At 65.3% G+C, this 25,746-nt stretch carries 20 protein-coding genes, 1 other RNA gene and 2 pseudogenes; 9 read left to right on the forward strand and 14 right to left on the reverse strand.

What is annotated here, in order from left to right; translation table 11 throughout:
* The first annotated feature begins 52 nt into the window (after positions 1–52).
* Positions 53–934, forward strand: a complete 882-nt coding sequence (locus CLI93_RS07270; protein ID WP_095541468.1) for a tetratricopeptide repeat protein — start codon at positions 53–55, stop codon at positions 932–934.
* 129 nt (positions 935–1,063) lie between these two features.
* Here CLI93_RS07270 and wsfD read toward each other — a convergent pair whose 3' ends face one another.
* The 13 genes from wsfD to gyrA form a co-directional block, all read right to left on the reverse strand.
* Positions 1,064–2,605, reverse strand: a complete 1,542-nt coding sequence (wsfD, locus tag CLI93_RS07275; protein ID WP_143326327.1) for a glycan biosynthesis hexose transferase WsfD — start codon at positions 2,603–2,605, stop codon at positions 1,064–1,066.
* A 44-nt stretch (positions 2,606–2,649) separates the two neighbouring features.
* Positions 2,650–3,246, reverse strand: coding sequence for a hypothetical protein (locus CLI93_RS07280; RefSeq protein WP_095541470.1), 597 nt, complete (start codon positions 3,244–3,246; stop codon positions 2,650–2,652).
* A 96-nt stretch (positions 3,247–3,342) separates the two neighbouring features.
* Positions 3,343–4,608 (reverse strand): tetratricopeptide repeat protein, encoded by a 1,266-nt coding sequence (locus CLI93_RS07285; protein ID WP_095541471.1) that lies wholly within the window; start codon positions 4,606–4,608, stop codon positions 3,343–3,345.
* A gap of 2 nt (positions 4,609–4,610) precedes the next feature.
* The gene (locus CLI93_RS07290) at positions 4,611–4,961 is read right to left on the reverse strand and encodes a lipopolysaccharide assembly protein LapA domain-containing protein (protein ID WP_095541472.1); all 351 of its coding nucleotides are present in this window, start codon (positions 4,959–4,961) and stop codon (positions 4,611–4,613) included.
* A 98-nt stretch (positions 4,962–5,059) separates the two neighbouring features.
* Complete coding sequence (locus CLI93_RS07295) at positions 5,060–5,368, reverse strand: integration host factor subunit beta (RefSeq protein ID WP_095541628.1); 309 nt, start codon at positions 5,366–5,368, stop codon at positions 5,060–5,062.
* 155 nt (positions 5,369–5,523) lie between these two features.
* Entirely contained in the window at positions 5,524–7,212 is a 1,689-nt protein-coding gene (gene rpsA, locus CLI93_RS07300) for a 30S ribosomal protein S1 (RefSeq protein ID WP_095541473.1), read from the reverse strand.
* A gap of 144 nt (positions 7,213–7,356) precedes the next feature.
* Complete coding sequence (locus tag CLI93_RS07305; protein WP_095541474.1) at positions 7,357–9,411, reverse strand: bifunctional 3-phosphoshikimate 1-carboxyvinyltransferase/cytidylate kinase; 2,055 nt, start codon at positions 9,409–9,411, stop codon at positions 7,357–7,359.
* A 76-nt stretch (positions 9,412–9,487) separates the two neighbouring features.
* Positions 9,488–10,357: a prephenate dehydrogenase gene (locus tag CLI93_RS07310; RefSeq protein WP_095541475.1), complete on the reverse strand. Its 870-nt coding sequence runs from the start codon at positions 10,355–10,357 to the stop codon at positions 9,488–9,490.
* Positions 10,358–10,401: 44 nt separating this feature from the next.
* Positions 10,402–11,499, reverse strand: coding sequence for a prephenate dehydratase (gene pheA / locus CLI93_RS07315; RefSeq protein ID WP_095541629.1), 1,098 nt, complete (start codon positions 11,497–11,499; stop codon positions 10,402–10,404).
* Between the two features lie 78 nt (positions 11,500–11,577).
* Positions 11,578–12,696, reverse strand: a complete 1,119-nt coding sequence (gene serC, locus CLI93_RS07320; protein WP_095541476.1) for a 3-phosphoserine/phosphohydroxythreonine transaminase — start codon at positions 12,694–12,696, stop codon at positions 11,578–11,580.
* Between the two features lie 39 nt (positions 12,697–12,735).
* Positions 12,736–13,542, reverse strand: a complete 807-nt coding sequence (locus CLI93_RS07325) for an alpha/beta fold hydrolase (RefSeq protein ID WP_095541477.1) — start codon at positions 13,540–13,542, stop codon at positions 12,736–12,738.
* Complete coding sequence (locus CLI93_RS07330) at positions 13,532–14,179, reverse strand: FMN-binding negative transcriptional regulator (RefSeq protein ID WP_095541478.1); 648 nt, start codon at positions 14,177–14,179, stop codon at positions 13,532–13,534. Before CLI93_RS07330 ends, CLI93_RS07325 begins: the two co-directional genes overlap by 11 nt.
* Positions 14,180–14,271: 92 nt before the next feature.
* A complete protein-coding gene (gene gyrA, locus CLI93_RS07335; protein WP_095541479.1) occupies positions 14,272–17,028 on the reverse strand; it encodes a DNA gyrase subunit A in 2,757 nt (918 codons plus the stop codon).
* A gap of 238 nt (positions 17,029–17,266) precedes the next feature.
* Between gyrA and ompA the strand changes: the two genes are divergently transcribed.
* The 8 genes and pseudogenes from ompA to CLI93_RS15365 all read left to right on the forward strand — a co-directional run bounded on the left by ompA (position 17,267) and on the right by CLI93_RS15365 (position 22,835).
* Positions 17,267–17,956: an outer membrane protein OmpA gene (gene ompA / locus CLI93_RS07340; protein WP_095541480.1), complete on the forward strand. Its 690-nt coding sequence runs from the start codon at positions 17,267–17,269 to the stop codon at positions 17,954–17,956.
* A 115-nt stretch (positions 17,957–18,071) separates the two neighbouring features.
* Entirely contained in the window at positions 18,072–18,797 is a 726-nt protein-coding gene (gene ubiG, locus CLI93_RS07345; protein ID WP_095541481.1) for a bifunctional 2-polyprenyl-6-hydroxyphenol methylase/3-demethylubiquinol 3-O-methyltransferase UbiG, read from the forward strand.
* Between the two features lie 222 nt (positions 18,798–19,019).
* On the forward strand, positions 19,020–20,771 hold the full coding sequence (locus CLI93_RS07350; protein ID WP_143326994.1) for a hypothetical protein: 1,752 nt from the start codon (positions 19,020–19,022) through the stop codon (positions 20,769–20,771).
* Between the two features lie 22 nt (positions 20,772–20,793).
* Positions 20,794–21,471, forward strand: a complete 678-nt coding sequence (locus CLI93_RS07355) for an HAD family hydrolase (protein WP_095541483.1) — start codon at positions 20,794–20,796, stop codon at positions 21,469–21,471.
* 15 nt (positions 21,472–21,486) lie between these two features.
* Positions 21,487–21,859, forward strand: a transfer-messenger RNA (tmRNA) gene (gene ssrA / locus CLI93_RS07360).
* Positions 21,860–22,044: 185 nt separating this feature from the next.
* Positions 22,045–22,401: pseudogene (locus tag CLI93_RS15360) on the forward strand (tyrosine-type recombinase/integrase); the annotation flags it as partial.
* A 110-nt stretch (positions 22,402–22,511) separates the two neighbouring features.
* A pseudogene (locus CLI93_RS15630) lies at positions 22,512–22,574 on the forward strand (hypothetical protein); the annotation flags it as partial.
* Positions 22,575–22,610: 36 nt separating this feature from the next.
* Positions 22,611–22,835, forward strand: coding sequence for a hypothetical protein (locus CLI93_RS15365; RefSeq protein ID WP_238945715.1), 225 nt, complete (start codon positions 22,611–22,613; stop codon positions 22,833–22,835).
* A 57-nt stretch (positions 22,836–22,892) separates the two neighbouring features.
* Here the strand turns inward: CLI93_RS15365 and CLI93_RS07370 are convergent, their stop codons facing one another.
* A complete protein-coding gene (locus CLI93_RS07370; protein ID WP_095541484.1) occupies positions 22,893–25,739 on the reverse strand; it encodes an ATP-binding protein in 2,847 nt (948 codons plus the stop codon).
* Positions 25,740–25,746: the final 7 nt, after the last annotated feature.

Genomic DNA, 25,746 nt, shown 5'->3' on the forward strand with positions numbered 1-25,746 from the left:
AGCGCATGGGCGTCCGCCATGCATCGTCCGTCCAAGAAAAGGCCCTTGACCCATGTGGGATCGCATCAAGCAGCTCTGGAGCAAAGCCCCTCGTCCGCCGCAAACCCTTCAGCTGCCAGAGCAAGAGCAGCGCGCCTTGCTCGCGCAGGCACAGCAGGCCCTCGATCAAGGCCAATACGCCCAGGCCGAGCGCCAGGCCCATGAGCTGGCAGGCTCCAGCATTGCCGAGCTGTCTGAACAAGGCATGCGCCTACTTGGGCTGGTGTACTTCCATCAGCAGCAGTATCTGCAGGCCTGGCCAATCTTCCAAAAACTGGCCCAGCGCACCGGCAGCGTCAAAGACTGGTTCAATGTCGCCACCTCGGCCACGCTGGCCGGCGAGATCGCTCAGGGCGCCAGCGCCTTCGAAAGCGCCCTCAAGGCCCATGACGGCAGCGACGAAAGCCCCGCCCTGAGCGCCGCCAGCATGCACCTGTACTACGCCTGCGCGCTGCGCGACCGCAGCGAGCACGCCAAGGCATTCGAGCACGTGCAGGTGCTGCGCGCACTGTACGAAAAACTGCCGCAGACCGATGCCCGCACGCTGGAGCTGCGCAACTTCCCGCGGCTCGATGCCGTGCTGGACATGATGGCCGACGTATTGGCCCACTCCGGCGACATCCCCGAGGCCGAAGCCTGGCTGCGCAGTTTCGGCCAGCAGCTCAAAGGCAGCAGCATCCATAAGGACATCGCCCAGGCCATCGAACGTCTGCACCGCAAAGCCCCGCCAGCACCGCCCCCGCAAGAGACAGCGGATGCCGCCGCCACGCCCGGTACGGCCCCGGCATCAGCGCCAGAGCCAGCTTCTGCCGCCCGTGCGCCCCTGGCCGAGGACAGCACCGCACAACAAAGCCTGCCCCTGGAACGCCAGGACAAAGAGCCTAGGCTGGACTGAGCGCCGCCGCTGGCGCCCGCGCCACTACAGCGGCGAGAGCGCGCCGGGGCCGCTCAGAGCCTACCCGCCCAAAACCCGGGAAGATGCGGCAATCCAGCCGGACAGGCGCTGCGCGGGCAGGCACACGAATCAACAGACGGCGCTTCGGCCCCCGGCAGGGCCTGCTGCCTGGCCCAGGCCCAGCCGCACCAAGGCTTGCACAGCCAGCCACAGCAACCCGGTCAGCCAGGCGTACAGCCCAACCAGAAAGCCGACGGCGTGGCGCGGCACTTCGACGTAGCCATCGCCAAACACCGAGGAAAACAGGCTGTAGAACATCACCATGCCGCCCAGGCCCAGCAGCATGTACGCGGCCCGCGCACTACCACTGCTGCTGCGGCGCAGCACGGCCAGGCCCAGACACAGCGGGCTGGCCAGCGCCGCCAGCCAGAACAGCGCCTGCCAGGCCCAAGGGGCCTGATTCAAGCCCAGCCAGGCCGCCAAGGCCGTGGACAGCGAGCTGCCGCGCGCCACCTGGCGGCGCAGCGCAGCGCTGCTGCCATCTGGCGAAGCCGCCTCGAAAGCAACGATGCCTGGATGGGCATGGAAGGGGCTGAGCCGGGCCAAACCTATGCGCATCGGGGTGAAAAAGGTGGCCGGCTGCTGCGCGAACAGCGCCAGCAGGCGCTTTCTGGAAAACTGCTTCAAGGCCGGGCAAGGGTGGTTTTCGATCATGCCCGGCGCGTACCAGTTCAGGCCCTTGCCGGCCATGCAGCTGGGCGGCAGCTGCAGCGTCTGCAGCGCGGCCTGCGGGTCAGGCGCTGCGGGCAGCACGGCCTCCAGCACGGTGTTGGTGCTGTTGACCCAGGGGATCACGGCGTGAATTCCTTTGGGCTTGTTCATCTGCCCGTAGGCTAGCGGGATCAGCAGCGCCAGTGCCAGCATCAGCGCGCCGGGCCGCCAGATGCGCCAGCGCGCCAGGCACAGCGCGGCCAGCGCGCACAGCACCGCTGCCAGCGGCATGTACTGGTGCTTGCTCAAGCCCAGCCACAGCAGCACCAACACCCACAGCAACCAGTAGCCGCTGCCGCGCTGGCCGGCCCTGCCCTGCTGCTGCGCCAGATCGGCCAGCAGCAGCAGCGCCAGGCACAGGCCGGCGATGGTCGAGACCTCGTGGTAGAGGGTGTTGAAGTACAGCAGGTGCACCCAGTCGCCCAGCACCAGCGCCAGCAGGAAGGCCGCAGCCAGGCGCAGCGGCGCGCTGCCCAGCGCCACCAGCAGGGCGGCGGCCATGGTGGCCACGGCGACGATCTTGATCAGCCCGATGACGCGGATGTCGAACACCGCGCCTTTCTCGAACACCCAGGTACTCACCTTGGAGAACAGGTTGTCGCTGGAGCGCGTGCAGTTGGACTTGGCTTTTTCGCCGTCGAAATGCAGGCGGGTGTGCACGTGGTCGATCTCACCCTGCACACGTTGGCCTTGCTCATTGATGAGCCAGACGCCGTGGCAGGAGGACTGGCGCACGAAATCCCAACTGTCCGCATAACCGAGCACGGGCGCGCCCAGCACCACCCAGCACATCTTGGCCAGCGTCAGGGCCAGCAGCAGCGCGGCCAGCCAGCCGGCGATGCGCATACGACGCTGCGTTGCTGGACGCTGCGCAGCGCCCGCCTGTGTTTTTTTCAGCATGCCCGTCTTCTTTTGTGTCGTGCCATGCATGGCGCTCAATCGTTTCAACGGCGTGCGCTGCTGCCAGGCGTCTTGGCCTGGCGCTCAAAGCTGAAGGGGGCCGAGATGGCGCAAGACTGCAACAGCGGCATTTGCACCCGGCCCTGGCCACGCATCTGCGTAGGGCTGAGCACATGCAACTCATAGTGCACGTCCATGGGCAAGGCTAGGCCCTGCACTTGCACGCCCTGGGCCGTGGCCACAAAGTGGTTGGGGCCAGGCTGCTGCCAGCGCACGGCCTGGTGCTGCACCAGCTGCGCGGGGTGGAAGGGTTTGCCAAAGCGCACTTGCTCGCCGCGCTCTTGCGGCAGCAACTGGCGCAGGGTTTCTGCCAGGCCGGGCATGCAGGTGGCGCTGGACTGAGTCGCACCCATGTCCCAGCGCCAATAGCCATCGCGCGGCTGGATGCGCTTGGGCTGGGCAGCGGGCTTGGCCGTCGCATTTTTCACGCCCTGCGCAACGCCAGCCGCTGGCCAGGCCAGCAAGGCCAAGGCCAGCAAGGCCGCGCAGATCGCCCAGAGGGCAGGCAGGCTGCGACGCATGGGCCGGCAGTGGGCAAGGTTGGCAGGCTGGGCTGCAGCCTGACGGAGCAAATTCTTCATGGCAATGTCTTGAGGGATGGGAGGGACAAAAGAAAACCCATGAGCAAAGGCCTGCGGGCAGGACTGGGGCCTGGGGCTGGCGCTGCGCCGGTGTTGCTATAACTCCTCCACCCGCCGGGGCGGGAAGCTCTCCCAGCTCTGGCAGCCGGGGCACTGCCAGAAGTAATGCTGGGTCTCGAAGCCGCATTGCGTGCAGCGGTAGTGCAGGCGTGGTTGCAAGGCCTTGTCCAGCGAGGCCTGCACGGCGGCGGCGCTGTCGCCACCCTCTTGCGCAGCAATGCCTGGCTGGCCTGCGGCCGCCTGCGTGCCATCGAGCTGGGCCTGCATCCAGCGCGCTGCCGCCACCAGCGAGGGCCGGCGGCGCACGTGCTCCACATACCACTGCGCGGCCTGCGGCCAACCCAGGCGCTGTTCGATGGCCACCAGCGTCAGCAGCACGTCCAGGCTGGGCTCGCGCTGGTACTGCGCGCGCAGCAGTGTGTGCAGCTGCTGCAGCGCGGGCTGCTGCGCATCGACGCGGGGCAGCAGCTCACGCACGCAGGAGGCCACCAATGGCATGGCCTCGGGCTGCTGCCGGGCCAGCTCCAGCCCAGCTTGCAAGGCCTGCAGATGCTGGCCCTGCTGTTGCAGCAGCTGGATGTGCTCCATGGCCGGGCGCACATGCTGCTGCGCGCCACCGGCTGCGGCCAGTGCACTGGCCTGCGCCTGGGCCTGCTGCAGCAACGCCTGGGCCTGCGGGTAATCGCGCGCACGGGCTGCCTGCTGGGCCTGTTCGCACCAGTAGTGCACCTGGCGGCCGAGCATTCTGGGTTGCCGGCCAGCGGCATCGGCGCCAGGCGCGCTATTGGCCTGCGCATCAATGCGTTCGAGCAGCGCCAGGGCCTGCGGCCAATCGCGCAGGCGTTCATAAACGTACAGCAGCGCCGTCTGGGCCTGGGGCTCCAGCTCGGTGCCGATCAATGGTTGCAGGGCCTGCTCAGCGAAATCGAACAGGCCGATCTTGAGGTAGTCCTGCGCCAGCCCCCATTGGGCGCGCGCACGATCAGCGGCGCTGAGGTCGGCGCGGGCCAGCAGGTGCTCGTGTACGCGCACAGCGCGGTGGTATTCGCCACGGCGGCGAAACAAACTGCCCAGGGCAAAGTGCAGCTCAATCGTCTCGGGGTCGGATTGCACCGCCTCGACGAAGACGTCGATCGCCTTGTCCTGCTGCTCGTTGAGCAAATAGGTCAGGCCTTGAAAATAGGTACGCGGCGAACTGCGCTGCAGCACGCGCATTTGACGCCAATCCAGGCGCGAGGCCAGCCAACCCAGCATGAAGGCCAGCGGCAGGCCCAGCAACAGCCAGCTCCATTCGAAATCCATGCTCACTCCTGTGTGCCCTGTGCGCCTGCCGCGCGGCGAGCCCCGGCCTGATGCACGCCTGCGCCCGGCGGCATGGTGGGAGGGTACATGCTGGGTTGGTAGGCGCTGCTTTGAAACATGCTGGGCATGGCCGCCGAGGCTGCATGCTGGCGCCAACGGCGCCAGCGCCCGATCGCCGTGGCCAGGCCCAGTGCCAGACCCAGTGCAAACGCCACCAGCATGGCCAACACCAGCGGCCCTTGCCATTGCAGGCCGAAAAAGCCATGCACGGTCACGCGGTGCTGGTTGTTCAATGAAAAGGCAAACAGCAAAAAGAAAAAGGCTGCCCGAAGCAGCCACACGAGGTATTTCATGGGAATGGGCAATGGGTCTGGAACAGCGGCGGCAAGCACAGGATGCAAGCAACGCCAGCCATCATACCCACTGCTGCACAACGGCTGCCGGGCCAGTGTCACTGTGGCTTGGTGGCCTGTTGCTTGGCGGCCTGATCCACTGCCTCGCGCAAAGCCTTGCCGGGCTTGAAGTGCAGCACGCGCTTTTCGGGCACTTGCACGGCCGCGCCATTGCGCGGATTGCGCGCAGTGCGCGGTGCGCGGCGGTTGACGGTGAAGCTGCCAAAGCCGCGGATTTCAATGCGATGGCCCTGCTCCAGAGCATCGCCCATGGCATCCAGCAGCACCTTGACCGCGTATTCGGCATCGGTCTGGCTCAGCTGGCTGAAGTGGGCAGTGAGTTCTTCGACGAGATCGGATCGGGTCATGGCTCGCAGCGTCCAGTACGACATTCCATGCAGCCTGGGCGGCATCCGCCTGCAATGTGAGCGGGCCGGGCCATACAGGCCCGGCCCGGCTGACTAGCAGCGGAGGCCGTGCGCACAGCCCTCAATCATGGGGGTGTGCGCTGGCCATCACGGCATCACTTCTCTTCGACAGCGCCGCCGAGCTTGGCCTTGAGCAGCGCGCCCAGGCTGGTCGTGCCGGCATTGCCAACCGATTGCTGCGCCAGGTGGTCCAGAGCCTCTTGCTGATCAGCGGCGTCCTTGGCCTTGATGGACAGCTGGATGCTGCGGTTCTTGCGATCGATGTTGGTGATGACGGCGGTGACTTCGTCGCCTTCCTTGAGCACGTTGCGGGCATCCTCGACGCGGTCGGCGGAAATGTCCGAGGCGCGCAGGTAGCCGGTCACGTCCTCGCCCAGCTCGATCTCGGCGCCCTTGGCGTCCACGCTCTTGACCTTGCCGGTGACGGCCTGGCCACGGTCATTGACGGACACGAAGGTCGTGAACGGATCGGCGTCAAGCTGCTTGATGCCCAGGCTGATGCGCTCGCGGTCCACGTCCACGGCCAGCACGATGGCCTCGACTTCCTGGCCCTTCTTGTAGTTGCGCACGGCCGATTCGCCCGGCTCGTTCCAGGAGAGGTCGGACAGGTGCACCAGGCCATCGATGCCCGAGGCCAGGCCGACGAACACGCCAAAGTCGGTGATGGACTTGATCGGGCCCTTGACGCGATCGCCACGGTTGGTGTTCTGGGCGAAGTCTTTCCAGGGGTTGACCTTGGTCTGCTTCATGCCCAAGGAGATGCGGCGCTTGTCCTCGTCGATGTCCAGCACCATGACTTCGACTTCCTCGCCCAGCGAGACGACCTTGGAAGGCGCAACGTTCTTGTTGGTCCAGTCCATTTCGGAGACGTGCACCAAGCCCTCGATGCCGGGTTCGAGCTCGACGAAAGCACCGTACTCGGCAATGTTGGTGACCTTGCCGAACAGGCGGGTATTGGCCGGATAGCGGCGCGAGACGCCGATCCACGGATCTTCGCCCATTTGCTTCAGGCCCAGGGAGACGCGGCTCTTTTCGGCGTCGAACTTGAGCACCTTGGCCGTGATTTCCTGACCGGCCTGCACCACCTCGGAGGGGTGACGCACGCGGCGCCATGCCATGTCGGTGATGTGCAGCAGGCCATCAATGCCACCCAGATCGACGAAGGCGCCGTATTCGGTGATGTTCTTGACCACGCCATCGACGATGGCGCCTTCCTTGAGGGTGGCCAGCAGCTTTTCGCGCTCTTCGCCCATGGAGGCTTCGACCACGGCGCGGTGGCTCAGCACCACGTTGTTGCGCTTGCGGTCGAGCTTGATGACCTTGAACTCCATGGTCTTGTTTTCGTACGGAGTCAAGTCCTTGACCGGACGGGTATCGACCAGCGAACCGGGCAGGAAGGCGCGGATGCCGTTGACCAGCACGGTCAGGCCGCCCTTGACGCGACCAGAGGTGGTGCCGGTGACGAATTCACCGGACTCCAGCGCCTTTTCCAGCGCCAGCCAAGAGGCCAGGCGCTTGGCGGTATCGCGCGAGAGGATGGTGTCGCCGTAGCCGTTTTCGATGGAGCCGATGGCCACGGAGACGAAGTCCCCGACCTGGACTTCGACCTCGCCTTGGTCGTTCTTGAACTCTTCCAGCGGAATGAAGGATTCGGACTTCAGGCCAGCGTTCACGACCACGAAGTTGTGCTCGATGCGCACGACCTCGGCGGTGATGACCTCACCGGGGCGCATTTCAGTGCGCTGCAGAGACTCTTCGAATAAGGCGGCAAAAGATTCAGACATGTGTTTCCTTGGCCAGGCTGCCCGCTTCCGCCAGCACCATTGCTGGGCGTTTCTACCGTGGCAGCCGGCAGTGCGGGCCGAAGCCCTGGGGGATGATGAAAAAAACCAGCCAAAAGCTGGCTGGGCGAACTTCGCAACCGGGTTTTAGGCGCTGGCCGCAAACGGCTGCCGCTGCTCCCACCACTGCAGCACCTGCTCGGTGGCGGCGCTGATGCTGAGCTCGGAGTTATCCAGCATCAGCGCGTCGGCAGCCGCCGCCAGCGGGGCGACCGAGCGCGTGGCATCGCGCCGGTCGCGCTCCTCAAGCTCGGCGCGAAGGTCGGCAAGTGTAGCCGTAAAGCCTTTGGAAATCAATTGCTTATAGCGGCGTTCAGCGCGTTTTTCGGCGCTGGCCGTCAAAAACACTTTCAGCGGCGCCTGCGGGAACACCACCGTGCCCATATCGCGCCCGTCGGCCACCAGACCGGGGGCGCGCGCGGCCTGGTGCTGCCAGTCCAGCAGGGCCTGGCGCACTTCGGGCAGGGCCGAGATCAGCGAGGCGTCGCGGCTGGCCGCATCGCTGCGGATGGCATCGCTCACGTCCTGGCCGTCCAGCCAGATGCGCTCACCCTCGAACACCAGCGCCATGCCGCGCGCCAGCGCTGCCAGGGCCTGAGCATGGGCGGGCTCGATCGTCAGCCCGGCGTGGCGCGCGGCCAGCCCGGCTGCGCGGTACAGCGCGCCCGAGTCCAGCACGGCATAGCCCAGGCGCTGCGCCACCTGCGCCGCCAGCGTGCCCTTGCCCGAGGCGCTGGGCCCGTCGATGCAGATCACGGGCACGGCGCCCGGCTGGGCCTGCACCACGCTGAACAAAGTCTCGAAATATTCAGGGAAAGTCTTGCCCACGCAGCGCGGATCCTGGATGCGCACCGGCAGGCGCGCCGGGTTGAAGGCCGCCAGCGAGAAGCACATGGCCATGCGGTGGTCGTCGTAGGTGGCAATGGTGGCGGCGCGCCATTGCCCGGCATCGGCCGGGGGCGTGATGGCGATCCAGTCCGCGCCGCTGTCCACCCGCGCGCCCAGCTTGGTCAGCTCGGCGGCCATGGCGGCGATGCGGTCGGTCTCTTTGACGCGCCAGCTGCCGATGTTGCGAATGCGCGTCGTGCCTTGCGCGTACAAGGCCATCACCGCCAGCGTCATGGCCGCGTCGGGGATGTGGTTGGCGTCAATGTCAATGGCCTGCAGCGGCCACTGGCCGCGCTGCACCTTCAGCCAGTTGGGGCCAGCCTGCACCTGCACGCCCATCTGGCGTGCGGCTTCGACAAAGCGGATGTCGCCCTGGATCGAGTCCTCCCCCACGCCCTGGATGGTCAGGCTCTGGCTCTGGGCTGGGTCGCTGGCGATGCCGCCCAGCGCGATAAAGTAGCTGGCCGAAGAAGCGTCGGCCTCCACATCCAAGCGGCCGGGCGACTGGTAGCGGCTGCCCGCCGCAATGGTGAAGCGCTGCCAGCCCTCGTTGGCCACGACCACGCCAAAGCGCTGCATGAGATTGAGCGTGATGGCGATGTAGGGCTGGGAGATCAGCTCGCCCACGACCTCGATGCAGCAATCGCGCTGCTGCGCCGCCAGCGGCAAGGCCATCAGCATGGCGGTGAGGAACTGGCTGGAGACATCGCCACGAATGCGAACGCACAGCGGCCCCGCGCCCTGCGCCCCGGCCTGGGCCGCGCCGATGCGCAGCGGCGGATAGCCCTCGCGCCCGGTGTAGGCCACGTCAGCGCCGAGCTGGCGCAACGCATCGACCAGATCGCCAATGGGGCGCTCCTGCATGCGCGCCACGCCGGTGAGGGTGAATTGCTGGCCCGCACCGGCCAGCAACGCCAGCGCAGCGGTCAGCGGCCGCATGGCTGTGCCGGCGTTGCCCAGGTGCAGCTCGGCACTTTGCGGCAGTGCGGCGCGGTGCAGCGCCGTGATGCGCAGCGCGCCGGGCGCACCTGGCGGCACATCTAAGCGCTCGATGCGGCAGCCCAGCGCCTGCAGCGCGCCGAGCATGGCTTCGGTGTCGTCCGAGTCCAGCAGGCCGTGCAGCTCGGTGCTCTGGCCCTCGCACAGCGCCGCCAGCAGCAGCGCGCGGTTGGAGATGCTCTTGGAGCCAGGCAGCGCTACGCTGCCATGTGCCGCGCACAGCGGCGGGAGATCGAGAAACGGGATGGAAAACATGGGCAAGGGGGCGCAAGAGGCTGCGCCAGCAAAGCGATGAAGGGCCAGAGAGGTTGCCGCTCGACAGCGGCAAGGCTCAGTGCTGCTGCCACTGGCCGCGCGCGCTGCTGGCGCTGGCGATGAGCTTTTCCAGCGCCTGGGCATCCTGCGCGTGCAGCGCGCGCTGGAACTCCTGGATGCTCAACACCAGCTCCCGCAGCCGGCCGGCGACTTCGGTGCGGTTGGCCAGCAATACATCGCGCCAGAGCACCGGATCGCCAGCGGCAATGCGGCTGAAATCGCGAAAGCCTGGCCCGGCCAAGCGCAACAACTGCTCGCTGTCGCGCTGCGACAGCAGGCTGTTGACGTAGGCAAAGGCCACCAGATGCGGCAGGTGACTGACGGCGGCCAAGGCGCTGTCGTGCTCCAGCGCCGACATCACCTGCACCTGCGCGCCCAGCGCCGCCCACAGCGCCTGGGCCTCCTGCACCTTGTTCAGGTCGGTGGCCGGCGTGGGCGTGAGCACCACCTTGGCGCCTTGGTAGAGCGCGGCATCGGCGTGCTCCACGCCCGAGCGCTCCTTACCGGCAATCGGGTGCGCGGGCACGAAGTACTGGGCGTTCCAGCCCAGCAGCTTTTCGGCGGCCTGCACCACGTCCTGCTTGGTTGAGCCCAAATCCATGGTCAGCACATCGGCCTGCACGAATTGGCGGATGGTCTTGAACATCTCGGCCGTGGCCGCCACCGGCACGGCCAGCACGATCAGGTCAGAGCCGGCGCAGGCCTGCATGGCCGACAGCGCCTCGGTGTCGATGACGCCCATTTGCCGCGCGCGCGCCGTGGTCGAGGGCGACTTGCTGTAGCCGACCACATGCCGCACGAGCTGGGCCCGTTTGAGCGCCAGCGCCAGCGAGCCGCCCATCAGCCCGCAACCGATCAGGCCAAGTTGGTTGTATGTTTTTGCCATGAAATGAATGCCATCAATTGGCGCAGCGCAGAGACTGCGCGCAGTCAGTCTTTGACGGGATAAGCCCCCAGCAGCTTGAAGAAAGCGCTCAGGCCGCGCAGCTCCTGCAGCGCTTGAGCGACCTCGGGCTGGCCGGGGTGGCCGTCAATGTCGATGTAGAAGTAGTACTCCCACTGGCCGGTGCGCGCCGGGCGCGATTCAAAGCGCGTCATCGACACGCCGTGCTTTTTCAGCGGCGTGAGCAGGTCGTGCACTGCGCCGGGGCGGTTGGGCACGGCAATGACCAGGCTGGTGGAGTCGCGCCCGCTGGGCTCGGGCATGGGCATGGTCTGCGGCAGGCAGATGATGCCAAAGCGGGTGCGGTTGTAGGCATCGTCCTGAATGGCCGGGGCGACGATGTGCAGACCGTACTGCGTGGCTGCGCGCTCGCTGGCCAGGCCGGCCCAGGCTGGATTGGTGGCCGCCAGGCGCGCGCCCTCGGCGTTGCTGGAGACGGGCCTGCGCTCGGCATGCGGCAAGTGCTTGGCCAGCCAGGCATGGCATTGCGCCAGCGCCTGCGGGTGGGCCAGCACGGCCTCGATGCCCTCGGCATCGCCGCGCAGGCGCAGCAGGTTGTGGCGCACCTGCAGGCTGACCTCACCGACCATGTGCACCGGCGATTGCAGCAACAAGTCCAGCGAGCGCGTGACCACGCCTTCGTTGGAGTTCTCCAGACCGACCACGCCGTACTGCGCATTGCCAGAGAGGGTGGCATGGAACACTTCGTCGAAGCTGTTGCAGTAGACGATGTCGGCCGCGCCGCCAAAGTACTGCAGCGCCGCCTGCTCGCAAAATGTACCTTCGGGCCCGAGCACAGCCACGCGTTGGGGCGACTCCAGCGCCAGGCACGCCGACATGATCTCGCGCCAGATGGCGGAGACGTGGCCATCCTTGAGCGGCCCGGCGTTGGCCGCCTGCATCTTCTCGATCACCTGGGCCACGCGGTCGGGGCGGAAAAAAGTGCTGCCTTCCTTCTTCTTCAGCTCGCCAACCTCCTGCGCCACCCGTGCGCGCTGGTTCAGTGTCTCAAGCAGTTGGCGATCCAGCGCATCGATGCGCTGGCGCAGCGCCAGCAGCTCGGGGGTAGCAACGGGTTCGGTCATGGTCTTGTTCATGCAAAGGAAGGGGGGAGTCAATCGGGCCAGGCCCTCAAGGCCACATGGGCCGCAAGGCGGCGCGCATCATGCAGCGCGCTGCTCAAACTCACGCAAATAAGCGATCAGCGCATCCACCCCAGCTTCGGGCATGGCGTTGTAAAGGCTGGCGCGCATGCCGCCCACGGAGCGGTGGCCCTTGAGCTGCAACAGCCCGCGCGCCTTGGCCCCGGCGAGGAAATCGGCATTGCGGCTTTCATCGGCCAAAAAGAACGGCGCGTTCATGCGCGAGCGCGCGGCGGGCTGCACGGGGCAGCGGTAAAAGCTGCTGGCGTCCAGAAAATCGTACAGCTTGCCGGCCTTGCGGATGTTGCGCGCCTCGATGGCGGCCAGGCCCGTCAAATCGCCTTCTTGCTGGCGCAGCACCCAGTCGAACACCAGCCCGGCAACGTAAATGCCCCAGGTGGGCGGGGTGTTGTACATGGAGTCGTTCTTTGCCACGGTGGCGTAATCGAAGGCGCTGGGGCAAATGGGCAGGGCGTGGCCGATCAAATCCTCGCGCACGATGACGATGGTCAGGCCCGAGGGGCCGAGGTTTTTCTGCGCCCCGGCAAAGGCCAGGCCAACGCGGCTCCAGTCGATGGGGCGCGAGGCGATGTGCGAGGAGCAGTCGATCACCAGCGGAATGTCCGCGCCCAGCGCCGCCAGATCGGGCAGCTCGTGGAACTCCACGCCGTGGATGGTTTCGTTGCTGCAAATGTGCAGATAGGCCGCATCGGGGCTGATCTGCCAGGTGGCAGGGTCGGGGATGGCGGTAAAGTCGCCCGCCTCGCCGCTGGCGGCGCAGCGGGCGGTGGCGTATTTGGCCGCTTCCTTGAGGGATTTCTGGCTCCAGCCGCCGGTGACGACCACATCCACCACGCCGCCGCGCGAGAGGTTCAGCGGCACGAAGGCGTTTTCGCCCAGGCCGCCGCCTTGCATGAAAAGGATCTTGAAATGCTCGGGCACGGCCAGCAGCGTGCGCAGATCGCGCACGGCTTTTTCATAGATGGCGATGAACTCGGGACCGCGGTGGCTCATCTCCATCACGCCCATGCCGCTGCCGTGCCAGTCGAGCATTTCGGCGGCGGCGGTTTGCAGGACTTCTTCAGGCAGCACGGCCGGGCCGGCGGAGAAGTTGTAGGGGCGCGAATTATTGGTGGGCATGGTCGGGGTTAAAAAAACAAACGTGGCAGCCTGCGGCGCTCAGCGCTGGCGCGGGCGGCCTTCAGGGTGGGTGAGAAATGCATTGGCGGCAGCCAGAAAGGCCGCCTTGGCTTCGACGTGAGCGCCGTGGCCGGCAAAGGGCAAGCACAGCAGCCCGGCGCCCGCAATGCGCTCGCGCAGCGCCAGGGCCTCGTCCAGCGGCATGTAGGGATCGCGGTCGCCGCAGGCGATCAGCACCGGCGCACTGATCTGCCGCACCTGCTCGCCGGGATAGCCGGTGGTCGGGTCGGTGTCCAGCCACAGCGCGCGGATGTCGTCGATCAGCGCCCCTAGATCGGGCTGGGGGTTGCCGGCCTCGTAGCGCGCCACCACGGTCGGGAAGCGCGCCTGCCAATCGGCCTGGTTCAGACCATGCAGCAGCGGCAGCGAGGGGTCATCAGGCAGCAGCCGCCATTGCGAGCCCACCGTGACCAGGGCGCGCACGCGCTGCGGCGCATGCACGGCCAGCCGGTAGCCGACGATGCCGCCATCGCTGAAGCCCAGCACGCGGGCACTGGCAATCTGCAATTGATCAAGCACGGCCAGCACATCGGCCTGGTATTGCACGTAGCGCAACGGCGCCGCGCCCCGGCTGGATCGGCCCTGGCCGCGCAGCTCCAGCGCGATCAGGCGCAGCTGCTGCGGCAGCTCAGGCACGATGCGGCGGAAGTCGTAGGCATCGCCCAGGCCGCCGTGCAGCAGCAACAGCGGCTCGCCGTTCGGGTCGCCGGCCTCGGCCACGAACAGACGGGCATCGCCCACGTCCACATAGCGACTGCGGCGGGCGTCATAAACCTCATGGGACATTGGGAGCGCTCCTTTGCATCAGTTGGGCCATCTCCTGGGCCATGGCCGTGCCATTGGTCTGCAGGCCGGCGATGACGCCTTGCCGGTTGGCTTCGGGCTGGTTCTGGCTGGCCTTGCATTTGCCTTGCAGGCGGGTGATGACCATTTCGATGCCGACCACGGCACGCAGCATGGCGTCGATGTAGTCCGCCGGCGCATCGCCCACTTGCCAGGGCTGGGCTAAAGCGGCTTCTTGCTGCTGCGTCAGCGCCTGCACTTGCTGCATCAGCCAATCGGCATCGCGCACCACGCGCAGCGCGCCCCAGGCGTGCACGGCCAGGTAGTTCCAGGTGGGCACGACTTTGCCGGTCTCGGCCTTGGTGGCATACCACGCGGGGCTGACGTAAGCCTGCGGGCCTTGAAAAATCACCAGCGCCTGGGCCCCTTCAGGGTGCTCGCGCCACAGCGGGTTGGCCTTGGCGATGTGGCCGCGCAGCACGCCCAGCTCGCCCTCGTCGGCGCTCAGGTGCAAGGGGATGTGGTTGGCCTCCAGCGCGCCGCCTTCGGCCAGAGTGACCAAGGTGGCCAGCGGCTGCGCCTGCATCAAGGCGTGCAGCGCGGCAGTGTCGTTGTGCTGGAAGTGGCGCGGCTGGTACATGGCCTGAACGGGGTGCGTAGGAGAAGGGCAGCCTATGAGGGAAGGGACGCCAAGGCCAGCAGCCCGGGCCTGCGCATCCCTTGCCAAGTGCGTCAGGCGCTGCCGCCCTCGGGGTCGCTGGCCTGGTCGTCGCCTGCGGCATCCGGGGCGGCATCGCCAGCATGGCCCTCTGCCGGTGGCTGAGCTGCGGCGCTTTGGCCCTCGCTTTGCCCCCCGCTTTCGCCCGCCTCGCCGCGCTCGTCACGCTCGCTGTTGGCATCGTTTTCGACGATGCGTTGCAGGCCGTTGAGCTTGGCGCCTTCATCCAGCGCGATCAGCGTCACGCCCTGGGTGGCGCGGCCCAGCTCGCGGATTTCCGCCACGCGGGTGCGCACCAGCACGCCGGTGTCGGTGATGAGCATGATTTCGTCCTCGGGGCCAACCAGCGTGGCGGCAACGACCTTGCCGTTGCGCTCGGATTGCTGGATGGCGATCATGCCCTTGGTGCCACGGCCGTGGCGGGTGTATTCGGCAATGGCGGTGCGTTTGCCATAGCCGTTTTCGGTGGCGGTGAGCACGCTTTGCGCGCTGGGGTCGCCCTCGGCCTGGGCCACCAGCATGGCGATCACGCGCTGGCCTTCTTCCAGGTTCATGCCGCGCACGCCACGGGCATTGCGGCCCAGGGGGCGCACGTCGTTTTCGTCAAAGCGTACGGCCTTGCCGCCGTCGGAGAACAGCATCACGTCGTGCGCGCCATCGGTCAGCGCCGCGCCGATGAGGAAGTCGCCTTCGTCGAGCGAGACGGCGATGATGCCTTTCTTGCGCGGGTGGCTGAACTCGGCCAGCGCGGTTTTCTTCACCGTGCCCTTGGCCGTGGCCATGAAGACGTACAGGTGCTCGGGGAAGGTGCGCGCATCGCCGGTGAGCGGCAGCACGACGGTGATTTTTTCGCCGTCTTCGAGCGGGAACATGTTGACGATGGGCCGCCCGCGCGAGCCGCGCGAGCCCTCGGGCACTTCCCAGACCTTGAGCCAGTACAGCCGCCCACGGTCGGAAAAGCACAGGATGTAGTCGTGCGTATTGGCGATGAAGAGCTGGTCGATCCAGTCGTCCTCTTTGGTGCTGGCCGCCAGCTTGCCGCGCCCGCCACGGCGCTGCGCGCGGTATTCGGACAGCGGCTGGCTCTTGATGTAGCCGGTGTGGCTGAGCGTGACCACCATGTCGGTGGGGGTGATGAGGTCTTCGGTGGAGAGATCCTGCGCGCTGTATTCGATCTGGCTGCGGCGCGCGCCCAGCTTGGTCTCGCCATACTCGGCTTTGATGGCGGCCAGCTCCTCGCCAATGATGGCGGCCACGCGCGCGGGCTTGGCAAGGATGTCCAGCAGGTCTTCGATCTGCGCCATGACCTCTTTGTACTCGGCAACGATCTTGTCCTGCTCCAGCCCGGTCAGCCGCGCCAGGCGCATGGCCAGGATTTGCTCGGCCTGCACTTCGGAGAGGCGGTACAGCCCATCGCGCCCCAGGCCGTACTGGCGGCCCAGCGATTCGGGGCGGTAGTCGTCGGCGTTGACCACGCTGCCGTCCTCGCGCGCGCGGGTGAGCATTTGCTTGACGATCTGGCTGTCCCAACTGCGCGCCATCAGCTCGGCCTTGGCCACCGGCGGCGTGGGCGATTCGCGGATGATGCGGATGAACTCATCGATGTTGGCCAACGCCACGGCCAGGCCTTCGAGCACGTGGCCGCGCTCGCGCGCCTTGCGCAATTCAAAAATCGTGCGTCGCGTGACGACTTCTCGGCGGTGCTCCAGAAAGACTTGCAGCAAATCCTTGAGGTTGCACAGGCGTGGCTGGCCGTCGATCAGCGCGACCATGTTCACGCCGAAGGTATCCTGCAACTGGGTTTGCTTGTAGAGGTTGTTGAGCACCACCTCGGCGACCTCGCCGCGCTTGAGCTCAATCACCAGGCGCATGCCGGATTTGTCCGATTCGTCCTGAATGTGGCTGATGCCTTCGAGCTTTTTCTCGTGCACCAGCTCGGCCATGCGCTCCTGCAAGGTCTTTTTGTTCACCTGGTAGGGCAGCTCATCGACGATGATGGCCTGGCGCTGGCCCCGGTCGATGTCCTCGAAATGCACCTTGGCGCGCATGACCACCCGGCCACGCCCGGTGCGGTAGCCATCGCGCACGCCATTCATGCCGTAAATAATGCCGCCGGTGGGGAAGTCCGGCGCGGGCATCAATTCCATCAGCTCGTCGATGTCCGCCTCCGGCTTGTGCAGCAGGTGCAGGCAAGCGTTGATGGTTTCCGACAGGTTGTGCGGCGGGATGTTGGTGGCCATGCCCACGGCAATGCCGCCCGAGCCGTTGACCAGCAGATTGGGAAAGCGCGCCGGCAGCACCAGCGGCTCCTGCTCCGAACCGTCGTAGTTCGGGCCGAAATCCACGGTTTCCTTGTCGATGTCGGCCAGCAGCTCGTGGGCGATCTTGGTCAGGCGCACCTCGGTATAACGCATGGCCGCAGCGTTGTCGCCATCGACCGAGCCGAAGTTGCCCTGCCCATCCACCAGCATGTGGCGCAGCGAAAACGGCTGGGCCATGCGCACGATGGTGTCGTACACCGCGCTGTCGCCGTGCGGGTGGTACTTACCGATCACATCGCCCACGATACGGGCCGACTTCTTGTAGGGCTTGTTCCAATCATTGCCCAGCTCGCGCATGGCATACAGCGCCCGGCGATGCACTGGCTTGAGGCCATCACGCGCATCGGGCAGCGCCCGCCCCACGATCACGCTCATGGCGTAATCCAGGTAGCTGCGGCGCATCTCCTCTTCCAAACTGATGGGCAGGGTTTCTTTGGCAAATTCGGTCATGACACCCCAGCAAGTACACAAGATATAAAAAACAGCCGTTTATTGTAGCCCTGCACCCAATGTTGCAAGCTAGCAACACAGCAGATGAGTTTCCGCCCTTGTGCCGCGCCGCAGGGCATTAACAGTGGCAAGCGCGCAATGCGCTATGGCACAATCGGCCCCAGCGTTCTTGGTGCAAGCACCGAAAACGTTCTTTTTTCGCAGCGAGGCTGCGGCCCTTTCCCCCAAGAGGAGAACCATGAAGAAACTCAACAAAGTGGCGGTTTTGTTTGCCTCTGCTGCACTCGCAACAGCCGCCGCACACGCACAGACCACTCTGGCTAACGGCTCCCAAGTTCGCGTGCAAGCTGCTGATGGCGGCAACGTGATCGACAACTGGCAAAACGGCAGCGGCGAGCTGATCTGGGTCAACGGCACCAACGAATTGTGCTGGCGCAATGCCTTCTGGACACCGGCCACCGCTGCCCTGGGCTGCGATGGCGCTCTGGTTGCCAAGGCGCCGGAACCTGCTCCGCAAACGCCTCCCCCTCCGCCTCCTGAGCCCAAGATTGAGTGGATCAAGGAAACCTTTGCTGCTGATGCGTTCTTCGACTTCGACAAGTCCACGCTCAAGCCCGAAGGTCGCGCCAAGCTCGACGAGCTGGCACGCCGCGTGCAATCCGAAAACTTCCGTCTGGAAGTCATCGTTGCAACTGGCCACACCGACTCCATCGGCTCCGACAAGTACAACCAAGGCCTGTCCGAGCGCCGCGCTGCCACCGTCAAGGCCTACCTGGTCAACAAGGGCATCGACGCCAACCGTGTCTACGCCGAAGGCAAGGGCGAGAAGCAGCCTGTGGCCACCAACAAGACCCGCGAAGGCCGCGCACAAAACCGCCGCGTGGAAATCGAAGTGGTCGGCACCGCACTGGAACAGCGCGTGCGCTAATCCTGGCTTTGCCGCCATTCAAAAGCCCCTGCATGCCCAGCCTGCAGGGGCTTTTTTACGCCCGCCACTTCTCGCATCACATTTCGCCGCCCTGGCTTACGGGCATAATCGCCGCATGGATTCCACACCACTCCCAGACAATGCCGATGCTGGCGAACTGAAAAAATTCTCCGACCTGGCCCACAAATGGTGGGATCCCAACGGCGAATTCCGCCCGCTTCACGCCATCAATCCGCTGCGCCTGGACTGGATTGTGCAAACCGCTGGCAGCCTGCAAGGCCGGGCCATCGTAGACGTTGGCTGTGGCGGCGGCATCCTGGCCGATGCCATGGCACGCACTGGCGCCGCGCGGGTGCTGGGCATCGACCTGGCCGACAAATCACTCAGTGTGGCGCGCCTGCACGCATTGGAGGCGCAGACCCCAAACATCGAATACCGCGCCATCAGCGCCGAAGCCCTCGCGGCCGAGCAGCCCGCACAGTTCGACGTGGTCACCTGCATGGAAATGCTCGAACATGTGCCCGACCCTGCCGCCATCGTGCAAGCCTGCGCCGACATGGCCAAGCCCGGCGGCTGGTTGTTCTTCTCCACCATCAACCGCAACGCCAAGTCCTGGCTGTTTGCCATCCTCGGTGCCGAATACATCCTGCGCCTGCTGCCACGCGGCACCCACTCGCACGCCAAATTCATCACCCCTGCCGAGCTAACCAGCTGGCTGCGCCGCAGCGATTTGGACCTGAAGGCCAGCAAGGGGCTGCAGTACAACCCCTTCACCGACCGCTACTGGCTCAGCGATAACACCGACGTCAACTACATGCTGGCCGCACGCAAGCCGGGCTGATGGCAGCCTGCCCTTGATGACCAAGAAAACCCGCTCAACGCCTTGGCGCAAGTGGACAAAAAGTGATTTGAAATGGGCTGCAAGACGCACAACACAGTCTGGCCCGACCCTGCCAATGCTTTGCGAGCGCCGCACCGCCTCCAATCTGCTTTCCTGCCAACTGCGCAGAGACTTTAAGGGCGCGGCCCTCTTGCGCACACCAGTCAATACAGCACCGCAGCCATGCCATCTCCTACGCAGATCACTATGCGCAGAATCCTGACCTGCTTGAGTCTGTGCTATTTCGCCGTGATGTTGGGCACGGCAATCTTCGGCGTTACCGAGAGCTACACCGGCCTGCCCTGGTGGGACAGCTGGCATGCCATCAACGGGTTCTATCTGCGCGCCGCCGCTGGTGATCTCAATGCCTGGTGGGAGCATGGCAATGAGCACCGCTTCGTGCTCTCTCGGCTGCTGTACTGGGTCGAGATGCATTTCTTCGGCAGCTTCCAGTTTCTGCTGCTGTGCAACTTCCTGTTGATCGGCTGCCTGATCGCACTGTTTTGGCAGCTGTTCAAGTCACCGCTCATTGCCGAGCGTCCCATCCTCTCCAAGAAGGCTTGGCTGCTGTTGCTCAGCGCCACGCTGTTTTCCTGGGTACAGGCCGAGAACTTGACTTGGGAGCTCGTCAGCCACGTCTACCAAGCCTTTGCGGTGCCACTGGCTGCTTTTCTGTGTCTGGCGCGCTATCTGCAATCGGCGCGCGCTGGCTGGCTTTGGCTGGCCGCCTTGCTGGGGGCAGCAGCCACGCTGACCATGGCCAATGGCATTCTGACCCTGCCGCTCATGGCATTGTGGCTGCTGCTCAGCCGCCGCCCCAGGGCAGCGCTGGCGCTGGGCATACTGGGCGCTGTCACCACGGGCCTGTATTTCTACGGCTTTGAGAACACGCCGCCGCACCCCAACGGCATGCGCGCCAATCTGCTTGAGCACCCGCTGGAGCTGCTGCAATTCATACTCATTTATTTTGGCAGCCCGGTGCGCTACATCAGCAACCTCAGCCCCTGGGCATCCAGCGCAGCACTGGCCATCGGCCTGCTGTTTGCCGTGCTGACGCTGTGGGCCCTGTGGCATGAAATGCGCCATTTCGGCGTGGGCGCCTCCAATGCCTTGCACTGGGCGCTGCTGATGTTCATCGTCTACATCGGTGGCTCGGCCTTTGCCTCTGCACTGGGCCGACTGGGCTATGGCCTGGTTGCCGCCATGGCCTCACGCTATACCACATCGACCCTGCTGGCCTGGATCGCACTGCTGCTCTGGATGTATGCACGCCTGCCCGCCAGAGTCTCCTCCCCATGGCCGATGCGCAGCACTGCATTGGTGATCTACGCCATCTCATTGGCCGTGCTGCTGCCCTACCAGTTTCGCGCCATCACCTCGCCCGATCTGACCACAGTGCGCCGAGAACGCGAACGCGCCGCATTGGCCATGGCGCTGGGCATCCGCGATGCCCAGGCCATTTCGTTCATCCACTTCTCTGCCGAGTACGGCATTGAGCAATCGCAAAGGTACATCAGCCACGGCCTTGGCGTGCACGGCCAGCCGCCTTACGCACTACTGGCCAAACACCGGCAATGGCAAACACCTTTGCCCCCGCCAGAGTCTCGCTGCAGCGCCAACGCCATCGAACTCCAAGCGGTTGCGCAAACGGCGTATTGGCGCATCAATGGCCAGCTTCAGGACATGCCCCTCGCTCGCCGCACCAGCCAAACCCCGCGCCTGATCCACATCCAGCAAGATGGCCGCATTGTTGGATATGCCCTGCTGCCACGCCCCACATTCGGCCAAACACTGATGTCACCCTCCACATCGACCCCATTCTTTGGCTATTTGCCCGCCCAGGTGCTGGATCAGCCAACAAAGACGGTGCAACTCGTGCTGGACGAAACCTGCAGCGCCAACGCCGCCCTGCCGGCAGTGGCAAGCACCCCATAACGCGCCCGCCCCAACACCCACCATGCCGCCGCTGCGCCACCCAGACATTCGCGCCGTCTTGTTCGACCTCGACGGCACCCTGATCGACAGCGCCGTTGAGCTGGCCCAGGCCCTCAACCAAATGCGCGCCCGACGCGGGCTGCCCGCACTGCCCGTGCAGCGCTATCGCCCCCACGTGGGCAGCGGTGCGCGCGGGCTGCTGCCCATCGGCCTGGGCACAGGCCCTGCACACACCGCATTCGAAGCGCTGCGCAATGAATTCTTCGACACCTACGCTGGGTGCCTGGGTGCAGGCACCCAGCCTTTCGAAGGCGTCGCCCCCATGCTGCAGCGGCTGCAGGCGCGCGGCATCCGCTGGGGCATCGTCACCAACAAAATCGAGCGCTTTGCGCGCCCCATCGTCGCCCAGGCCCCGGCGCTGGCGCATTGCGCCGCGCTCGTGGCCGGCGACACCACAGCCCACACCAAGCCCCACCCCGAGCCCCTGCTCGAAGCAGCCCGGCGCCTGGGCATCGCACCGGCACACTGCATCTACGTCGGTGACGACCCGCGCGACATGCAAGCCGGCCGCAGCGCCGGCATGGGCACCATCGCCGCGCTGTACGGCTACATCGCCCCAGGCGAAGACCCCGCGCAATGGGCCGCCGACCACAGCATCCAGGCACCGATGGAACTTCTGCAAAAACTGGGAATCGACTAGAATCGCTTTTTCTTCGGGGCTGTCCTGGTTTCGACGTGGGTACGGATCTGGAGTGGCGCATGCCGAGCTTGAGTCATGCTCGTAAATCTCGATTCACTAAACTAACTGCAAACGACGATCGTTTCGCACTCGCCGCCTAAATCCGGCGAGACTTGCAACAGCACGCTGATGGGCTGGGCCAAAGCCGCAAGGTAATGGCTGCAAGTGAATTCACATCAGCTGGCCACATGCCGGGCATCTTGGCATGTGGCGAGATCCAAGGATGCTGGCCTGATCGATAGCGTGTGGCTGCGCGATCGATCCGGCGAGATCAAAACAGACCACTAAGCATGTAGAACTGCCCGGCAAAGGCTTGCGGACGCGGGTTCAACTCCCGCCAGCTCCACCAATACCTTGTACAAAGGCCGCTAGGAAAGACCACCTGGCGGCCTTTTTCATTGGGAAATCAAGGCATTACACAGCAGGGAAGTACAAGGAAGAACATTGACAGCCAGAGCAGGACCGGGGAACATATCGGGGAACAAAAGCCATTTTTACCCTGACCACCGGGGAACAAGATACCGGGGAACGCTCATGCTGACCGATGCCAAATGCCGAAATGCCGCATGCCCGCCAGACAAAAAGCGGGCGCGTCTGACCGATGGCGGGGGCCTGTACCTGGAGGTATCCCCAGCGGGCAGCAAGCGATGGTTCATGAAGCTGTACGCTGGCGGCAAGGAAACCCGGCTGGCGCTGGGCAGCTATCCCTCTGTGAGCCTTGCCGATGCCCGCAAGGCCCGTGATGCGGCCAGGCTGCAAAAGGCCGAGGGCATCGACCCCATTCAGACCCGCAAGGCGCAAAAGCTCAAGGCACGCAACCCAGCAGGCGATACCTTCCAGGCCGTGGCCATGGAATGGTTCGAGAAACAAGAAGCCCAATGGAGCCCAGCCCATGCCACACGGGCCAAGCGCCAGCTTGAGCGAGACCTGTTCCCCTGGCTGGGGGTGGGCGCAGGCTGGCCGATATCGAGCCGGTGGAGCTGCTGGCGGCGCTGCGCAAGGTGGAAGAGCGCGGCGCGCTGGAAACAGCCGACCGCGGGCTGATGCTGGCGCGGCAGGTGTGGCGCTATGGCGTGGCCACGGGCAGGGTGGACCGTGACATGACCGCCGACCTGAAAGGGGCGCTGCAACCCTACCGGGGCAAGCACTTTGCAGCCATTACCGACCCTGCCCAGCTGGGTGAACTGCTGCGGGCCATCAAAGGCTACAAGGGTGGCCCCGTGGTGCGCGCTGCATTGCAACTGGCCCCCTTGCTGTTCCAGCGCCCAGGGGAATTGCGCGGCGCGGCACGTGCTTCACCGGCCCGAACAGCAGGTCGAGGTTGAGCCCCTTCTTCTTCGGGCCACCCTGATCGTTGGCCGCTGGATCGGCGCTCTGTCCCATCACTCGCCAGTCTCGAACTCGGCGTTCTTGAACTTCAGCACGTTGCAGTTCTCCTTCACCGCGCGCTGCAGCCCATCGTCGAAACCGGCGGCCGACTCAGCCTGAATCTCGATGGCGATCTTCACCTTCACACCGGGGCGCATAGTGAACTGCTGTACAACCTCGTCGACCAGATCGGCGAACTGCTTCTTCGCCAGGAACGGGTCGAGCTCGATGCTGCCGTAGAACTGCTTCTTGACCAATTGCCCCGCGGGTGCACCGCCCGCAACATAGCCACCCTTGGCCGAGTCCTCAACGCGGAGCGTACCGCCACCTGCGGGGGCAGTCGTCGTTACTGCACCGCCACCGGCCTCGGCAGCCTTCGCACGCGAGGCTTCCTCCGCTGCACGTAGCGCCTCCATGTATGCCGCGGCGGCAATCGGTTCGATCAGCAGCAGCGACGAGTCCATGATCAACGACGTGCGCTTGCCATAGCTAAACCCGACATACCGGCCGTCCTCCTTGCCCTGCGCAAAGCCGAAGAAGTCGCGACTCTCTGCGCCCGCAGTCATCGTCCTCTGGAAGACGGTGTCGTCCTTAAGGCGCGGCAGATAAAGCTGCTGGCAGCTCTGTTGCCAGACGTTCAGCGCGCTGGTCTCCTTGGCCTCGTCCTTCCAGAACCAGTCCTTCAGCACCTTGGCCAAGTGGATCGGCGCCCACTCGTTGATGAGCAGCTCGTTCTCCTTGAGCACGCGCTCGGTCTCCTGCGACCAGTTCTGCGCGCCGGGGTTGAGCGGGAAGTGCTCCCACACCAGGTCCGACAAGCCCTTGCCCGGGCGGACCTCCTGCACTGGCGCCAGCAGCCACTTGTAGGTCTCGCGGATCATGCGCCGCACCGTTTCCTCGGCCTGGTCCAAGCTGGTCTGGACTTGCTTGGCCATCAGGTTGTCGAGGACGATGCGATTGTCCTTGTAGTCGGCGACGATGCTGCGCCACGCGAGGAACGAGCGGACGTGGTCCTTCAACCGACTCACACTGTCGTAGTCGGCGGCCAAGAAGATCAGCCGGTTCCGCTTGAACCTGGGCTGGTCGCCGCGCTTCTTCAGGATCTCGGTCGCGCGGTCGATGGCCAGGCTCTGGCCGCTCTTGCTGAAGGCGGCGTCGGGCGGCAGCACCACCAGGCGCAGCGCCCAGTCGTCAGGCACGTCGCCGCTGTCGGTGAACACATGGATGCCACCGAACACTCCGCTGGCGAAGCTGCGCTGGACACGCTCGCGGACGGTCGGGAACACGTCCTCTTTGTCCTGGAAGCGACGCTTGCGCTCCTCCATCTCGCGGCGCAGATTGGGCCGCGTGTCGAGCCAGAACCGGTTGTTGGCGTGATTGAGATAGTGCAGCCGGTCGCCAAGGCGGCGCAGCGCATCCTTGAACAGCCCGATCTGCTGGCCCGGCTGCATGACGCCGAGGATCACGCGCTCCAACTCGAGGCCCCGCACCAGCTGGTTCGTCGTGCTGGGCGCGCTGCCCAAGAACACGGCGCGAGCCGAGCGGCGGCAAGCCTGCACGCTGCCGAAACGGGTGTCCCTGTTCTCGATCTCGGTGGTCTCGGCGCGCTCGCCGTCCACATCGCGCTCAATCACCGGATCCCAGCCCTGCGGTAGGTAGTAGATGACCTCGCTGCGCACGTCAGCGTCGTACAGCGGCAGGCTGCCTGGCATGATCAGCGGGTCGTTGTTGCCGTCCTTCCACAGGCGGTGAATGACCTTGGCCATCATCTTCAGCACGCCGCGGGTGCGTTGGAAGTTATCCAGGGTCGACCAGTCCTCGTAAAGCCGGTCGAACACCTCGGGGTGGATCGGGTAGGCATGCACCAGCCGCTCGAAGTAGCGGCTCTCCTGCGTCTCCTGCGGGAAGTCGTCGCGGTTGGCGGTGTAGAAGTCGGCGAAGGCACGGCACACCGACTCCATCGCCATCTTGTCGTTGATCGAGGCGAACAACCGCCGCCGGACGATCTCGAAAGCCTCTTCCGTGGCCACCGGCTTCCACAACGCCTGAACGCGGCCAAAGTAGTGCGCCAACGCCTCCAGCGCCTTCACGCCGCGCTGGCTGCCAGCTTCTTTGTCTGACTCTGGCAGCGACGCCAGCAGCACGGCCGTGGGCACTGCCTTCAGCGCTTCGGTGAGCGCCTGCACGAACGACAGGTTCGAGTCGAACGTCCCGCCAGTGAGCGCCTTGCCTTCCTCGAACTGGCGCACATAGGCCACCAACTCGTCAATCAAGATCACGCAGGGTGAACAACGCGCCAGCAGCGTCTCCAGCACGGCCTTGCCGGGCGACGTGCCCGAGGCGTCGGCATCTGCTACCAGGGCATAGCCCTCCGCACCGCCCAGTTGCCAAGCCAGCTCGCCCCACAGGGTGCGTACCACCTGCCCGTCGCGCTTTACCGGCTGGTTGGGTGAGAACTTGATGCCGTCGAGCACCGCGATTCGCGCACGCGGAAGCTCTGTGATCTGCGCAGCGTTCAGGATGTCTCCCAAGCCCTGCAGGTCGCTGGCCGGCACCTCGCCTTTGGCCAAGTGATACACCGCCAGCATGGTGTGCGTCTTGCCGCCGCCAAATGCCGTCTGTAGCTGAATGACTGGCTCGCCGCCCCGGCCTGTCAGGCGCTTGACCACCGAATCCAGCAGCAGGCGCATGCCCTCGGTAATAAAAGTGCGCTGGAAAAACAGCGCCGCATCCTGGTAGTCCTCTCCCGCCGTGCCGGCATGCACACGGGAAATATCGGCGGCAAATTCGGCCTGCTGGAAGCGACCTTCACGAACATCAATATGCGGCTCGGCGATTTCACGCCAGGGCTTCAAAGTCATTTCTTGC

Origin of the sequence: Vandammella animalimorsus, from assembly GCF_002288875.1 — a bacterium.
Lineage (GTDB): Bacteria > Pseudomonadota > Gammaproteobacteria > Burkholderiales > Burkholderiaceae_C > Lampropedia > Lampropedia animalimorsus.

Coding starts and splice junctions, on each gene's coding strand:
- CLI93_RS07350 (WP_143326994.1), top strand. CDS start 19,020: ATGCCATCTCCTACGCAGATCACTATGCGCAGAATCCTGACCTGCTTG.
- rpsA (WP_095541473.1), bottom strand. CDS start 7,212: ATGTCTGAATCTTTTGCCGCCTTATTCGAAGAGTCTCTGCAGCGCACT.
- CLI93_RS07285 (WP_095541471.1), bottom strand. CDS start 4,608: ATGGATTTCGAATGGAGCTGGCTGTTGCTGGGCCTGCCGCTGGCCTTC.
- ompA (WP_095541480.1), top strand. CDS start 17,267: ATGAAGAAACTCAACAAAGTGGCGGTTTTGTTTGCCTCTGCTGCACTC.
- ubiG (WP_095541481.1), top strand. CDS start 18,072: ATGGATTCCACACCACTCCCAGACAATGCCGATGCTGGCGAACTGAAA.
- CLI93_RS15365 (WP_238945715.1), top strand. CDS start 22,611: ATGACCGCCGACCTGAAAGGGGCGCTGCAACCCTACCGGGGCAAGCAC.
- CLI93_RS07330 (WP_095541478.1), bottom strand. CDS start 14,179: ATGTACCAGCCGCGCCACTTCCAGCACAACGACACTGCCGCGCTGCAC.
- CLI93_RS07355 (WP_095541483.1), top strand. CDS start 20,794: ATGCCGCCGCTGCGCCACCCAGACATTCGCGCCGTCTTGTTCGACCTC.
- CLI93_RS07305 (WP_095541474.1), bottom strand. CDS start 9,411: ATGTTTTCCATCCCGTTTCTCGATCTCCCGCCGCTGTGCGCGGCACAT.
- CLI93_RS07270 (WP_095541468.1), top strand. CDS start 53: ATGTGGGATCGCATCAAGCAGCTCTGGAGCAAAGCCCCTCGTCCGCCG.
- pheA (WP_095541629.1), bottom strand. CDS start 11,499: ATGACCGAACCCGTTGCTACCCCCGAGCTGCTGGCGCTGCGCCAGCGC.
- CLI93_RS07295 (WP_095541628.1), bottom strand. CDS start 5,368: ATGACCCGATCCGATCTCGTCGAAGAACTCACTGCCCACTTCAGCCAG.
- CLI93_RS07290 (WP_095541472.1), bottom strand. CDS start 4,961: ATGAAATACCTCGTGTGGCTGCTTCGGGCAGCCTTTTTCTTTTTGCTG.
- CLI93_RS07325 (WP_095541477.1), bottom strand. CDS start 13,542: ATGTCCCATGAGGTTTATGACGCCCGCCGCAGTCGCTATGTGGACGTG.
- gyrA (WP_095541479.1), bottom strand. CDS start 17,028: ATGACCGAATTTGCCAAAGAAACCCTGCCCATCAGTTTGGAAGAGGAG.
- CLI93_RS07370 (WP_095541484.1), bottom strand. CDS start 25,739: ATGACTTTGAAGCCCTGGCGTGAAATCGCCGAGCCGCATATTGATGTT.
- wsfD (WP_143326327.1), bottom strand. CDS start 2,605: ATGCTGAAAAAAACACAGGCGGGCGCTGCGCAGCGTCCAGCAACGCAG.
- CLI93_RS07280 (WP_095541470.1), bottom strand. CDS start 3,246: ATGAAGAATTTGCTCCGTCAGGCTGCAGCCCAGCCTGCCAACCTTGCC.
- CLI93_RS07310 (WP_095541475.1), bottom strand. CDS start 10,357: ATGGCAAAAACATACAACCAACTTGGCCTGATCGGTTGCGGGCTGATG.
- serC (WP_095541476.1), bottom strand. CDS start 12,696: ATGCCCACCAATAATTCGCGCCCCTACAACTTCTCCGCCGGCCCGGCC.